A 14,505-nucleotide genomic window follows, 5' to 3' on the forward strand; every position below is an offset into this window, starting at 1 on the left:
TGACAATTTTGTGAAAGCAATAAAAGGATGCCACTCTTTTCAAAACTAAAATAGTAGGTTTTTTAAATTGAAATAATTTCTGTTAGTTATGAAAAAAGAAGAATTACAATCGATCGCATCTCAATTAAAAAAACCTGAAGGAGAAAAAGGAATTGAAATGGCAAATATGATGCATGAAACAAACATCAATATGACGTTAAGTTCAATTCGAAATCTACATATATCAGAAGGGGACAGTATACTGGAATTAGGTCATGGGAATGCAGCTCATTTGGAATATTTAATGCAACAAAGTACCCATTTAAAGTACTATGGGCTTGAAATGTCAGAACTTATGTTTCAAGAAGCACGTCAGATCAATAGAAATTATGTTTCTCAAAAACAAGCTTTCTTTCTGTTGTATGACGGGAATAAAATTCCGTTTCCAGACGCACAGTTCAATAAAATATTTACGGTGAATACCTTATATTTTTGGCAAGAACCTGTAAAATTACTTATGGAAATATACCGAGTGTTGGATAATAAAGGAATCTTTAGTCTCACATTTGCACAGGAAAGTTTTATGAAAAAACTTCCGTTTACTGAATTTGAATTTGAGCTTTATGATACCAAAAAAGTAGAAAATTTGATCAGTCAGACGCCATTTAAAATTAGTAGCTCAGAAACTCAGACTGAAAAAGTAAAAAGTAAGACAGGGGAGTTCGTTGATAGAGAGTTTACTACAGTTGTTCTAGAGAAATAAAAAATGTAGCAATATTAATTTTGAATTCTTTTTAACGTAATTTAATTGATTTTTAAAACACTAATGCTTTTTAATTATGGAGACTAAAAAAATCAATTTTATAAAAAATTATAGTAGCATTCTTTTACTCCTTGGAGGTATTATTGCAGGAAGTATTTTAGGATTAGTTTTTGGTAAAGATGTTGAGATTATAAAGCCATTAGGAGATATTTTCTTGAATTTACTATTTACTGCAATTATACCATTAATCTTTTTTACAATCACTTCTTCTATTGCCAATTTAGAAAAAACAGAAAAACTAGGAAGACTATTTGTTGTAATGGTTGCCGTTTTTCTAGGAACACTTCTTATTTCGGCTATAGTAATGATTATAGCGGTTAATCTTTTTCCTATTCATCAGAATATCATAGTCTCTAAAGTTCCGCTAGAGAATATTGCGACTGGAAATGTTGGAAACCAGATTACGCAGTTACTTACCACAAACGATTTTTACGAATTATTGTCAAGAAAAAGTATGTTGGCACTAATTATCTTTTCATTTTTAATTGGTTTTGCAACTTTGCAATCAGGAGAAAAAGGTAATAGTTTTAGGAGTTTTCTAGATTCTGGAAATGAAGTAATGAAACAGCTGTTAACTATTATTATGAAAATGGCTCCAATAGGGTTGGGGGCTTATTTTGCCTATCAGGTTAGTTTTTATGGCCCACAATTATTTGGTGTGTATGCTAAACCATTAGGAATTTATTATGGAGCATGTGTGTTTTATTTCTTTGTGTTTTTTAGTCTATATGCTTTAGTAGCAGGTGGTAAAAGAGCTTTTGTTGTATTTTGGAGTAATAATGTTACGCCAGCCCTTACTGCAATCGGTACTTGTAGCAGTATTGCAACAATTCCAGCAAATTTATTGGCTGCCGAAAAAATGAAAATTCCAGCTCATGTCCGGAATGTTGTTATTCCGTTAGGAGCACCATTGCATAAAGATGGGTCGAGTATGTCATCTATTTTGAAAATTACAGTATTGTTTACCATGTTTGGTAAAGATTTTACAGAGCCCAGCACCATACTTTTGGCATTGGGAATAACGGTAATTGTTTCTATTGTAGAAGGGGGAATTCCAAATGGAGGTTATATCGGAGAAGTCTTGGCGATAACCGTTTACGGCTTTCCAATGGCTGAAGCTTTGCCTGTCGCTATGATTTTGGGTACACTAGTAGATCCAATTGCCACTTTGTTAAATGCTAATGGCGATGTGATTTCGTCGATGATGGTCTCTCGATTTTCTGAAAAGACAAAATGGTAGGAATGTAATTCTCGCTTTATTTTAAACCATACAAGACATTTAAGAAAATATAAGTTTTAAAACTTTTCTTAAGTGAACTTACATCACTGATATGGTTCGTTTTCTTATTACAATCACAAATTAAAATAGCAAACTTCTAATTTTATTTTAAATTATACTATCTAAAATGAATACAACACTTCAACAAGATTTAAACAATATTGAAAATATACTTGAAAAAGTAAAACAACAAGGAATAGAGTTTTTAAATTCTCTGGATTCTATTCCAACATCCAACTCAAATAGCATGACAACCGACCGAAATCTGAATCAAACAGGATTAGGTGCATTATCTGTTTTGGAAGAATTTAATCAGCGATTAGCACCATTAATGATTGCATCGCCAGGGCCAAGATATTTAGGTTTTGTTACAGGTGGGAGTACACCAGCTTCGATAGTTGGCGATTGGTTGACGACTATTTACGATCAAAATACACAAGCAGTAAAAGCACAAGGAGGTGTTTCGGCTTTAATAGAAATTGAGACTATTAATTTATTATTGCAATTGCTTGATTTGCCAAAATCATTTCTTGGCGGATTTGTAACAGGAGCAACAATGTCCAATTTTACTTCATTGGCAGTGGCAAGACAATGGTTTGGAAAACAACTAGGAAAGGATTTTGCTAAAAATGGAGTTTCTGAACCTATTACGATTTTTTCAGCTACACCACATTCTTCTTCTATAAAATGTTTGTCGATGTTAGGGATTGGAAGTCAGAATTTCACTAAAATAAAAACAATCGAAGGAAATCGTGAAGCTATAGATGTAGCTGATTTAGAAAAAAATATTGAAGCCTTAAAAGGGAAACCATTTATTGTAATAACTAGCGCAGCAACAGTAAATACTGCCGATTTTGATGATTTTGTGGCAATAAATGAACTGAAAAAGAAATATACATTCTGGTGGCATATTGATGCCGCGTTTGGCGGATTTGCAGCTTGTTCTTCTAAATACAAACATTGGGTTAACGGCTGGGAAAATGCCGATAGTATTACGATCGATTGTCATAAATGGCTTAATGTACCTTACGAAAGTGCTTTTTATTTGATAAAAGAAGAACATAAAATATTGCAGATAGAAACATTCCAAAATTCTAATGCACCGTATTTGGGTAATCCATTAGAGAATTTTAGCTTCTTAAATTTTTTACCTGAAAACTCTAGAAGACTAAAAGCTTTACCAGTTTGGTTTTCTTTATTAGCATACGGAAAAGAAGGATATCAGGATATAGTCGAGAACAGTGTTGATCTTGCTTTGCAATTTGATGCCTTTATCACAGGGAATGAAAACTTTGAGTTATTAGCGCCAACAAGACTAAATAATGTTTGCTTTACCTTATCGGGAGAACATAATCAGGAAAAAGTAAATTCATTTCTGACATACCTTAATGATACAGGGAAAGTATTTATGACACCTACTGTATATCAAAACCGTAAAGGAATCCGTGCTTCATTTGTAAATTTGAGAACAAGCAAAAAAGATATTGAAATCATTATTGAAGAAATGAAAAATACAATTCAGGAGCTCAAAATATAAGCTTAATGATATAGATTATTTTAAAAGTAGCCCGTTCAATTTTTTAAACGGGCTACTTTTTTTATGCTTTAAAAAGTTTGTTGTAATGTGATTCTTTTACTATTTTAATGAAATCTGCCATTTTATTTTGAATTTTTTAGGTTTTAAATTTATAATAACACTGCTAAATATTTCTTTTATTGAATTAAAGCCATTATTAAAGTTAAATATTATATTTATTTAGAATAATTAAAAATAGACTTGATTTTTTTAGATGTAAGAGTTAATTTTGTCATAAATTAATCTTCATATCAATTGTTCATTTTTAATTAAAAGTTAATGCGACTACATAAAACAGGAATTCTATTACTGATTTTAATGACCACAATTCAGGTCTTTTCACAGAAAAACAAATCAACTATATCGGGAATTGTTATAATAAACAATCAAAAACCAGGCGAAGCGGTTTCGGTAGCGTTAAAAGGAACAGCTTATGCTACACTTACAAATAGCAAGGGAGAGTATAAGATTAGTGCTGAGCCTGGGGATTATATTCTGGCAGTTACTTATGTAGGATACAAAACCATCTATACTTCAATTACCTTACTGAAAGGCGGAAAAGTAGTTCCAAATATTACGATGGAAGAGGATATGGCGACTTTAAATGAAGTAGCTGTAAAAGGAAAATCTAAAGTGCAGCGTGTAAGAGAGCAGGCTTACAATATTACGGCTGTCGATCTTAAAAAAATTCATAATACCTCTGCCGATTTAAATCAGGTTCTTAATAAAACAACAGGGATACGTATTCGTGAATCTGGCGGAATGGGTTCTGATTTTAACTTCACATTGAATGGGTTTTCTGGTAATCAGGTTAAGTTTTTTTTAGATGGAATTCCTATGGATAGTTATGGTTCTTCGCTTACTCTGAATAATATTCCAGTAAACATGGCTGAAAGAATTGATGTCTATAAAGGTGTTGTACCTATCGAATTAGGAGCGGATGCTTTGGGGGGTGCAATTAATATTATCACTAATAAAAATGTGAATAGATATATTGATGCCTCTTATAGTTATGGTTCTTTTAATACACACAGAGCAGCAATAAATACAAGGTTTTCGGGTAAAGATGGATTTATTGCTAATATAAACGCCTTTACAAACTACTCGGATAATGATTATAAAGTTGATGTGAGTATTGTTGATAAAAACACTTCAAAGTATTTACCAGAAGAAAAGTTTAAACATTTTCACGACGCCTATAAGTCGGGAACGATAATGGCAGAAGCTGGATTTAAAAATAAAAAATATGCCGATTATTTACTTGTTGGTTTCGGTATGTCTGGGAACAAAAAAGATATTCAACAAGGTAAAACTATGGATAAAGTTGTTGGACAAGCTTTTACTGATAGTCAAAGTTTTATTTCTTCTTTAAAATATAAAAAAGACAACCTTTTTACGAAAGGATTATCATTTAACTTTAATACTACTTACGCTTTGGTAAATAATCGTGCTGTAGATACTTCTTCAAGAGTTTATGACTGGTCAGGGAATTATACCTACAGACAATTTGCAGGAAATAACGATAGAGGAGAGTTGGGAAATAAAACAATTTTTGTTTTCGATGAAGAAAATTTACAGGTTGTCTCAAATTTGAGATATCAAATTCAAGAACAACATTCTGTAAGTTTAAATTATTCATATTTAGGATATAGTCGAAAAGAAACTGATGAGTATAAAGAAAATCTTTCGTTAGGAAAACCTTCAATTAATAAAAACATTATCGGGTTAGGTTATACTTTTAGTGGATTAGACAATAGACTTGCGATTTCTGCATTTGGTAAAATCTTCACTTTAGATACAAAAGTGATTACTAGTGATAAGACATTGTCTACCTCATCAACGGATTATGGTTATGGTGCTACAGCCGCATATCATTTATTTGATGAATTACAGATAAAAGCATCTTATGAGCATGCATATAGATTGCCTTTAGGCGTAGAAATGTTAGGAGATGGAATAGCAATAAAGAACAATATAGGATTGCGACCAGAAAGCAGCGATAATGCCAATTTTGGATTAGCTTTTCACACTCAAAAAAACAAACATCAGTTTAGTGCCGAAACTAGTTTAATTTACAGACAAGCTAAAGATTTTATACAAGAAAGAATATCTGGTAATGTAAGTGTTTATGAAAATATTCAAAGCGTACAAGTAACGGGTATTGATGGTGTATTGCGATATGGATACGATGACTTACTTACATTCGAAATAAATAGTACCTATCAAAAAAGTCTTAACAAGAATAAATTTAAAACAGGGACTAGTATTCCTGATGAATTATACGATGCACAACTACCTAACGTACCTATTTTTTATGGTAATGCTGATTTAACTTTTAACTTTAAAAACATTAAATATAAACACGACCGACTTTCTGTAAATGTTAGTTCTAATTATATTGATGCTTTTTACTTGACTTGGCCAATATTAGGTGAACTAGAAACTAAAAAAGCCATTCCGGAGCAATTCACTCAAAATGCAATGGTTTCCTATTCTTTTTTAAACGGCAAATACAACTTCGCATTTGAATGTAGAAATATTACTGATGTCAAGGTGTACGACTATTTTAAAGTTCAAAAGCCAGGACGTGCTTTCTCAGTTAAGTTCAGGTACTTCCTTCAGTAGTAATTAATTTCAATAATAACCCTTTAATAATAAATCATGTTTATAAACAAATTTCAAAAAGGTTTTGCTTTGGCATTCCTATCGTTATCTATTTTTTCTTGTAGCAGTGATGATACAGCTCCAAAAGACGAAACAGTTTTTACAGGTTCTAAGTATGTTGCTTCTTATTGGCTAGCAGATTATACGCAGTATATATTAGATTTTAATTCTATCGATCAATTAATGACAGGAGAAATAAGTGCAAGAGGTGTTGGTAAAGAACAGGGGGGGAGTTGCTTTCCTGTAGAGAATACTTTTTTTGCTTTAAGTACTAGTGATGAAGGATCTGTTTCATTTTTTCTTAATGATGCAGGAAAGTTAACAGCAGGATCTAAGCTTGCTTTAGAATCATCTTATGCTGTTGGTTACACAGACGATAAAAAACTAATTAATATTGCAGCTACTTGGGATGGTAGTTCTTCTGAGTGTGAATTAATGATTTACAATCCAGCAAAAGTTGCCATTGAAAACCGCAAGACTAACGATTTTAGTGTTACTCCTGGAAATAAAGATATATTGTATTGGCCAACAGGAGCTGCAGTTTCTGGAGATAAACTTTTTGTACCAGTTTACATGAAAAATGTTAAAGACAAAAAAAATGTAGTGCTTTCATCTGATGCAGTTATTAAAGTTTATAAGTATCCTTCGTTGGAATATATAAATACAATTAAAGATACTAGAACAGCTGCTATTGGTATTTATTATGAGAATACTGGAATTGTGCAGACAGCATCTGGAGATATCTATACATTTTCTTCTAACGCTCATGCTGGAGGTTATCCTCCTACTGCTGTTTCTTCGGGAATATTGCGTATTAAAAAAGGAGAAGATAAATTTGATGCAAATTATTTCTTCAATATTCAGGAAAGCTCTCTTAATGGAAAAGTTCTAGCTGCATATCCATTAGGAGGAGAAAAGGTTTTTATATCTTATATACCTAATAGTATAGATTCAGAGGATACATATTATAATTTTTTGGGTACAAAAACTATATTCAAATCTGCAATTCTTGATTTAGCTTCTAAAACAATTTTACCAGTTACAGGATTACCTGATCATGGTGGAGATGAGTTTTTTGGATTAGGGAGCATGTTTGTAGAAAATGGAAAAGCATATAAGAGTTTTGTAATTGGCGAGGTAGCTCGTGTATATCAAATAGATATTGCAACTGGTGCTGCTAAAGCTGGTGCTGTTATCAAAGAAGGTCTTTACTTGCCTGCAATTGGAAAACTTACTCGCTAAATTAATATGATTTAAATGGCTTGAGAGATTAATCATTATAATTCTCAAGCCATTTTATATATGGGCTTCTGCCTCCTAAAATACTATTACTTATTAAAATATATTCCCAATGACTACTATTAAAAGCCATTCAAATAAGCCACCAAATAAAGGAAAATCACGTTTTAGTAAAATTAATGCTTGGTTGCATTTATGGCTAGGACTTGCTTCAGGAATCGTGGTATTTATAATGGGAATTACAGGTTGTATTTTAGTCTTTGAACAAGAAATAAAAAATATGACATCGCCTTGGTTAAGTGTAGAAGCCCAAGAACCAGATAAAGTATTGCCACCTTCTAAAATATACAAAGCAGTTAGTAAAGCATTACCTGATAAAGAGATTCATGGGTTTTGGTATAATGGTTTAGATAAAACAATTAAAGTTGATATCGAATCGGATTCTTTGGTATATGTAAATCCATACAATGGAGTTATTACAGGAATGGTTGATCACGAAGATCTTTTTCATATTATGGATGAAGGACATCGTTATTTATGGTTGGGTCGGGATGTTGGTTCGCAAGTAACAGCATGGGGAACGCTAATTTTCTTTTTTTTACTTATAAGCGGACTCATACTTTGGTTTCCTAAAAAATGGAATAAAACAACTAGAAATGCTAGTTTTAAGATAAAATGGAATGCTAAGTTTAAACGTATAAATTATGATCTGCATAATGTGATGGGATTTTATACTATTATATTGGCTTTGCTTATCTCTTTTACAGGACTAATAATGAGTTTTCATTGGGTCAGGTCAAGTACGTATTGGATAGCTGGTGGTTGGGCAGATGAAAAAGAGAAAAAAGAACTAGTTACTACGGCTACAAAAGATACTTTATCAAAAAAACAAATAGATATGCTTACTGCGGCTGATATTATTTGGAACAAAGTAAGGAAAGAAATTGCTATAGAAAACAAAGAAGCTGTTATTATCCATCTACCAGATGAGCCAAAAGAAGATTTTTATGCTTGTACAGATATGAACAAGGGGATTTGGAGGGATTTATATTTTGATTCAACAACATTAGAGTTATTGCCAAAGTCACAAAAGTATATTGCCAACGAACGTTTTTCAAGATGGCTTATGCGATCTAATTATAGTCTCCACATTGGAGCTATTGGAGGAATACCAACTAAGATTCTATATTTTATTGCCAGTTTGATATGTGCTAGTTTACCAGTTACAGGTTTTTATATTTGGTGGGGAAGAAAGAAAAAAGCAAAACCTGGAGTTAAAAATTAAGATTGTTTTTGTGTATTTTTAGTTAGTTAAAGTCTTTTGATAGAGTTCATATTCTTCAAAAGACTTTTTTGTTTATATAGCGAAGTGAAAGATTGAATTATTTTACCACAAAACTACCATAATATTGTCTTTCTGCATCAGAATGAAAATATAGAGGAACAGCTTTGTGAACTTTGCGTAAATCATTGCGCGCTTTGCGGTTAATTTTTCGCCACAAATTACACGAATTTCCACAAACTTGTCTTCGTTTCTCAGAGTGGTAAGATTGTGTAAGTAAGATAGGCTAAATTATTTTCTACGTTCCATTTAATACACGCCCGAAACCCATATAAAACAAAGAAAGCCCATGAAATTTCATGGGCTTTCTTATTAAAGAGTGTAGTTTTTTTAAATTCTGTAAGTAAAGGAGATTGTTGCTACACGGCTATCAAGATTATATCTTTTATCAATACTAGTTTGTCCGATAACTGAATTGATATTGTATTTATTGGTATTAAAAATATCGGTAACATTAAACTTTATACTGCCTTTGTTAGCAAGAACTTGTTTTGATAATCCGATGCTAAAATCAAAGAAACTATCTCTTTCGTAAATTCCAACATTCGATTTTGATTGATATTGAGCATTGGCCTCAGCTTTCCAAGTGTCAGTAATTGTAAATGAGTTTTGAACATTTAAGTTTAATGTCACTATCGGGTCAATTTTATTTGTATTAATCATGTTTCCTTCAAATTTATTCTCAAAAACATTCATTAAGGTATTTACAGACCACCATTTATAGATATCGGTTGTATTCGTGATATTTACGCCATAATTAAAAGATTTTTTGGCATTGATTTGAGAGGTTACAGTTGTATTATCTGCAGGGTTGTAAACATAAATTTCTGTAAAAACATCTTTGGTTTGGTTAAAATATACAGAAGCCATAAATGCGCTTTTCCAAGAGTAACCTATCTCTGTTGAATGAGTAATTTCAGGAACTAGATCTGGGTTTCCTTGTGAATAATTAAATGAGTCGTCATAAAAACGGAAAGGATTTAAATCAAACTGGCTTGGTCTGTTGATTCGCTTGCTATAAGAAGCGTGTACCGAATGATTACTGCTCATCTCGTATTTTAATGCAAGGCTTGGAAACCATTTTAAGTAATCATCTTTATGTTTTTCATTCAGCGTTTTTTGGTTAATATCAATTGCAGTATATTCAGTTCTTATTCCTCCTTGAATACTAAGATTCTCTAGTTTGTATTTATAGTTAGCGTAAGCGGCATAAATCTGTTCATCGTATACAAAATGATTTGTCGAATTAAGATCAATTATCCATTGATTGTTATAATATTCATAAACCGAGGGATTATCATTATTCTTTACACTTGCTTTAAATCCCCATTCCAAAGTTTGTTTTTCTTTTATAGGGTTTGTGAAATCTACTTTACCAGTAAAAACTTTTAAATGCGAAGGAATATAACCTCTTCGGTCATTAATTGGGGCACCAGCGATTAAATTTTGTGCACTTTGAAATTGATTAGATCTAAATTTAGACGTCTCATATTCAAAATCAAAAGTCATATTTTTGCCTTCAGTATTAAATTTATGAACACCAGAAAAAGCATAGGTATAATCAAACCACTTTTCTTTACTGTCATTATAAGTTAAAGCATCAAATTCTAATTGATTTAAATTGTTAAATAAAGCATTACCTCCATTGGCAATATTTTCGTAGCGGCCAATTTTTGCGTCAAGCGAAACTTCCAAATTCGTTTTTGAAGAAACTTCATAGGAAGTTCCAATTTTAAAATTGTTTGAAGTAAGAGGTTCGCTTGTTGTCGAATGTTGATAGTTTGTTGTCGAGATTTCTTGTCTGCTATCGTCTTTGTACTGAATTTGTTCAAATTTTTTGCGTTCTTCTTCACCTCTAAAAGTATAACTGTAATTTCCAAAAACACCAAATTTGTCTTTGTTGTAGCTTAAATTCATACCAGAGTTAGTTCTGTTTTTTCTACCCCTTCCATAACTAGAGAATACAGTTCCTTTTATTCCTGATGCACTTGGTTTTTTTAATATAATATTAATCATTCCTGCTTTACCAGTTGCATCATATTTAGCTGAAGGATTAGTAATGACTTCTATTTGTTTAATATTAGATGAGGTAGTTGATTTTAAATAATTAGCAAGTTCTTTTTGAGAAAGTTGCGTTAATTTGCCATTAATCATTACGCCAACACCTTGTTGTCCTCTAATAGATAATTCTCCATCCTGAGACACTACAACACCAGGAGCACGCATTAATACATCTAGTGCAGTTCCGCCTTCAGCAACAATACTGTTCTCAACATTAAAAACCATACGATCTGATTTTTGAGTATAAAGAACTTTCTTTTTTACAATTATAATTTCATCTAATGCATTTACTGATGTTTCGATAATACTATCTTTTTCTTTTTCTGTTTGCGAAAAGGCATAAACAGAAAATGCAAGCATAAGGGATGTTATAATATTTTTCATATTATTTGTTTTAATTTATGAGAATAATAAAATGGCCTCTAAATTGAGCCTAAAGTATAATTGGTCTATAATAATCTTTGTTTTGAAATGAAATCTGAAATAAACAAATTGAGTTTTTAATAGAAATGAAATCCATTTTAACAAATTTCATCAGTGTATTTTTTTTCAAGAAAAAATAAGTTACTTGAATGCGTATGCGCAGAGGAGAAGACTTTTGAGGAATAAAATAAAAACATGATTGTATATTATTTAAATTTTTAAACTTCAAATATAGTATTATTTATAACAAGTCTAAATAAAAATAAATACAAATTTCATGATGAAGGATAAATTATTGGTAATTAGTTGTTATCCAGTTTTAAATTGAATTTAAATCACAGTAAAACTCCAGTTTCTAAGCTTTTTGGGAAAGGTATTAAGGTGAGAATACTCGAATAGGGTTTGCTTTTTTTAGTATTGTCTAATAAAAAAATCCAATTCGCTCTATAAATAATAGAAGGAATTGGATTTTTTATAAGTGAACAGATTTATTACTGCCGAAATGTAAAGTGTAAGTTAAATACTGAGACTGTAGATTTATTTAGTGATTTCTCTAAATACAGCTTCTAAGTTTTTATTTTTTTGATTAAGCTGTAATGTTTTTAATCCATTGGCAGTCGCAAAGTCAAAGATAGCCGGGCGCATGTCTTTTTCAGTAACAAATGTTAGTTCCCAAATCATGTCATGCGTGTTTTTATATGAACTGATGTTTTCTAGTTTGGCAAGTAATTGTTCTTCTACCTGATAATCAAACTCTACTTCAATAATTTGTTCTTTATCTTCAGAAATTAATTTGTCTAGTTTCTTGTCAGTAACAATTTTCCCATTGTTAATAATGATAACTCTGTCACAAATGGCTTCAACCTCTTGCATAATGTGAGTTGATAAAAAAACAGTTTTGTTTTTGCCTACATTCTTAATTACATTTCTAATTTCTATTAACTGATTCGGGTCCAGTCCAGTTGTCGGTTCGTCAAGAATTAAAACATCAGGATTATGTAATAATGCATTTGCCAATCCTACACGCTGGCGATATCCTTTAGATAGCTGTCCTATTTTTTTATGACTTTCGGCAGACAGTCCTGTCAGTTGAATAACTTCTTCAATACGGAATTTTGCCACTTTATAAACATCGGCATTAAAAGCCAAATACTCACGAACATACAAATCTAAATACAATGGATTATGCTCTGGTAAATAACCAATAGATAGTTGCACTGCTTTGGTGTCTGTCATGACATCATGACTATTTACAAGGGCTGAGCCGCTATCGGCAAGTAAATAAGTAGTCAAAATTTTCATTAGAGTAGATTTTCCTGCTCCATTAGGACCAAGAAATCCAACGATTTCTCCTTTTTTAATCGAAAAAGAAATTTCGTCTAAAGCTTTTTGAGTACCGTAACTTTTTGATATGCTGTTTACTTCTATTGACATGGCTTTTTTGTTTGTTGCAAAAGTAAACAGAAATCCCATTGATTGCTAAAAATTATCTTTTAAAGAACTCTTAAAATTAATATAAATTCTAAGCTAAGACGGCATTGTTATTGTTAAATGGAATCTGAATTTTAAAAAACAAACAAATAAAATGAAAAAATTTTTACTTATTGCTACATTAGCTATCTGTAGCTTTGCAAATGCTCAAAAAGGATCAATCTTAGTTGGTGGAAACATCTCTTACACTTCTGAAAAATCAGAATTCAAATTTGGTGAAGAAAAAGAAAATACTTTTAGCTTTTCTCCTAAAGTAGGTTATCAATTTAACGACAACTGGACTGTTGGGGGTGAATTTACAGTAGCATCATCTAATCAAGATAATGGAATTGAAGAAGTAAAAAACAATGCTTTCAAAATCGGAGCATTTGTACGTTATTCTGTGCCATTAAACCAGACTTTTTCTGTTTTTGCTGATATGGGTGCAGGTTTCCAAAATTTTAAAAACAAAGAATACGGTCCTGGAAATGCTTATTCAAAATCTAAAGCAGATGGTATGTACGTAGGTGTAACTCCAGCTCTTTTCATCAACATGAAAAATGGTTTTGGTTTAAACTTTAATATTGGTGGTTTAGGTTATGAAACATTAAGTTTTGATAACAACGGTGCTGATTACAGTAGATTCTTCTTTAATTTCGGTAAAGAAGTTGGTATTGGAATTTCTAAAAACTTCTAATCTTAGATTAGTTTTCAATTTTAAAAGCACCCAAATAAGGGTGCTTTTTTTGTGCTTAGAAGTAAGGTTTTAGTTTCTTATATTATTAAATTATGATTTCAAGAGCTTTGCTTAATGTTCTTTTTAAACAAATTGTTAATAAATCTGTTAGAGTTAAATGATGGTATTTTTGTTGTTGTGTGTTTGTAATAACTTAATAAACATTAATATGAAAAAAATGCTACTTATTCTTGCATTAGCTACGTTAAGCTATGCAAATGCTCAAAAAGGAACAATCTTAGTTGGTGGAAATATCGGATATTCCTCTGAAAAAACTGATCAACAAGCCGAGAACAGAAAATCAAATTCGTTTACTTTTTCTCCAAAAGTAGGTTACCAATTTAACGATAACTGGACAGTTGGGGGCGAATTTGCATTGTCTTCATCAAAAGGGACAGTTTCTTTACCAAATAATGCTATAGAGGATTCAGAATCGAAATATAATGCTTTAAAAATAGGAGCATTTGTACGTTATTCGGTTCCCTTGAGTGAAACGTTTTCTGTATTTGCTGATTTAGGAGTTGGCTTCCAAAATCAAAAAAACAAAAATTATATTAATGAATCACTTATTTCAAAAACTAAAGCAGACGGTATGTACGCAGGAATAACTCCAGCTCTTTTTATTAATATGAAAAAAGGCTTTGGTTTAAACTTTAGTATAGGTGGTTTAGGGTATGAAACATTAAATTTTGATACTAGTGATACCGATGTTCGTAAATTCTACTTTAATTTTGGTAAAACAGTTAACATTGGAATTTCTAAAAACTTCTAGTATTAAATAGATTAAAAAATTAAAAAGCATTCGTCAATAGCGAATGCTTTTTTTGCTTTTGGTTAAAGTGTTTCAAAAAATAAAGTCAACTAAAGTGAAATCGAAAATAATCATAACTACAAGAATTTCGACTCCACGTAG

General features: G+C 31.3%; 10 protein-coding genes. 8 read left to right on the top strand and 2 right to left on the bottom strand.

Translation table 11 applies throughout. From position 1 onward, the window contains the following. The first annotated feature begins 88 nt into the window (after window positions 1–88). From LPB87_RS03685 to LPB87_RS03710, 6 genes are all read left to right on the top strand, one after another. Window positions 89–742 carry a class I SAM-dependent methyltransferase gene (locus LPB87_RS03685; protein ID WP_230604985.1) on the top strand — a complete coding sequence of 218 codons (654 nt, stop codon included), beginning with the start codon at window positions 89–91 and terminating at the stop codon, window positions 740–742. A 76-nt stretch (window positions 743–818) separates the two neighbouring features. Continuing rightward, on the top strand, window positions 819–2,042 hold the full coding sequence (locus LPB87_RS03690) for a dicarboxylate/amino acid:cation symporter (RefSeq protein ID WP_230604986.1): 1,224 nt from the start codon (window positions 819–821) through the stop codon (window positions 2,040–2,042). Window positions 2,043–2,208: 166 nt separating this feature from the next. Next, window positions 2,209–3,618 (top strand): pyridoxal-dependent decarboxylase, encoded by a 1,410-nt coding sequence (locus LPB87_RS03695; RefSeq protein WP_230604987.1) that lies wholly within the window; start codon window positions 2,209–2,211, stop codon window positions 3,616–3,618. 318 nt (window positions 3,619–3,936) lie between these two features. Continuing rightward, complete coding sequence (locus LPB87_RS03700) at window positions 3,937–6,282, top strand: TonB-dependent receptor (protein WP_230604988.1); 2,346 nt, start codon at window positions 3,937–3,939, stop codon at window positions 6,280–6,282. A gap of 36 nt (window positions 6,283–6,318) precedes the next feature. Continuing rightward, the gene (locus tag LPB87_RS03705) at window positions 6,319–7,563 is read left to right on the top strand and encodes a DUF4374 domain-containing protein (RefSeq protein ID WP_230604989.1); all 1,245 of its coding nucleotides are present in this window, start codon (window positions 6,319–6,321) and stop codon (window positions 7,561–7,563) included. A 109-nt stretch (window positions 7,564–7,672) separates the two neighbouring features. Beyond that, window positions 7,673–8,845 (top strand): PepSY-associated TM helix domain-containing protein, encoded by a 1,173-nt coding sequence (locus LPB87_RS03710; RefSeq protein ID WP_230604990.1) that lies wholly within the window; start codon window positions 7,673–7,675, stop codon window positions 8,843–8,845. Window positions 8,846–9,232: 387 nt separating this feature from the next. On the opposite strand, the gene LPB87_RS03715 is transcribed toward LPB87_RS03710, so the two are convergent. Beyond that, window positions 9,233–11,347, bottom strand: a complete 2,115-nt coding sequence (locus tag LPB87_RS03715; protein WP_230604991.1) for an outer membrane beta-barrel family protein — start codon at window positions 11,345–11,347, stop codon at window positions 9,233–9,235. 576 nt (window positions 11,348–11,923) lie between these two features. Then, window positions 11,924–12,820: a gliding motility-associated ABC transporter ATP-binding subunit GldA gene (gene gldA / locus LPB87_RS03720; RefSeq protein ID WP_230604992.1), complete on the bottom strand. Its 897-nt coding sequence runs from the start codon at window positions 12,818–12,820 to the stop codon at window positions 11,924–11,926. 151 nt (window positions 12,821–12,971) lie between these two features. Between gldA and LPB87_RS03725 the strand changes: the two genes are divergently transcribed. Next, window positions 12,972–13,553 carry an outer membrane beta-barrel protein gene (locus tag LPB87_RS03725; protein ID WP_230604993.1) on the top strand — a complete coding sequence of 194 codons (582 nt, stop codon included), beginning with the start codon at window positions 12,972–12,974 and terminating at the stop codon, window positions 13,551–13,553. 208 nt (window positions 13,554–13,761) lie between these two features. Next, on the top strand, window positions 13,762–14,364 hold the full coding sequence (locus tag LPB87_RS03730) for an outer membrane beta-barrel protein (protein ID WP_230604994.1): 603 nt from the start codon (window positions 13,762–13,764) through the stop codon (window positions 14,362–14,364). The last annotated feature ends 141 nt before the right edge of the window (window positions 14,365–14,505 follow it).

The organism is Flavobacterium sp. EDS, assembly GCF_020991525.1.
Lineage (GTDB): Bacteria > Bacteroidota > Bacteroidia > Flavobacteriales > Flavobacteriaceae > Flavobacterium.

Coding starts and splice junctions, on each gene's coding strand:
- LPB87_RS03695 (WP_230604987.1), top strand. CDS start 2,209: ATGAATACAACACTTCAACAAGATTTAAACAATATTGAAAATATACTT.
- LPB87_RS03690 (WP_230604986.1), top strand. CDS start 819: ATGGAGACTAAAAAAATCAATTTTATAAAAAATTATAGTAGCATTCTT.
- LPB87_RS03685 (WP_230604985.1), top strand. CDS start 89: ATGAAAAAAGAAGAATTACAATCGATCGCATCTCAATTAAAAAAACCT.
- LPB87_RS03730 (WP_230604994.1), top strand. CDS start 13,762: ATGAAAAAAATGCTACTTATTCTTGCATTAGCTACGTTAAGCTATGCA.
- LPB87_RS03725 (WP_230604993.1), top strand. CDS start 12,972: ATGAAAAAATTTTTACTTATTGCTACATTAGCTATCTGTAGCTTTGCA.
- LPB87_RS03700 (WP_230604988.1), top strand. CDS start 3,937: ATGCGACTACATAAAACAGGAATTCTATTACTGATTTTAATGACCACA.
- LPB87_RS03715 (WP_230604991.1), bottom strand. CDS start 11,347: ATGAAAAATATTATAACATCCCTTATGCTTGCATTTTCTGTTTATGCC.
- LPB87_RS03705 (WP_230604989.1), top strand. CDS start 6,319: ATGTTTATAAACAAATTTCAAAAAGGTTTTGCTTTGGCATTCCTATCG.
- gldA (WP_230604992.1), bottom strand. CDS start 12,820: ATGTCAATAGAAGTAAACAGCATATCAAAAAGTTACGGTACTCAAAAA.
- LPB87_RS03710 (WP_230604990.1), top strand. CDS start 7,673: ATGACTACTATTAAAAGCCATTCAAATAAGCCACCAAATAAAGGAAAA.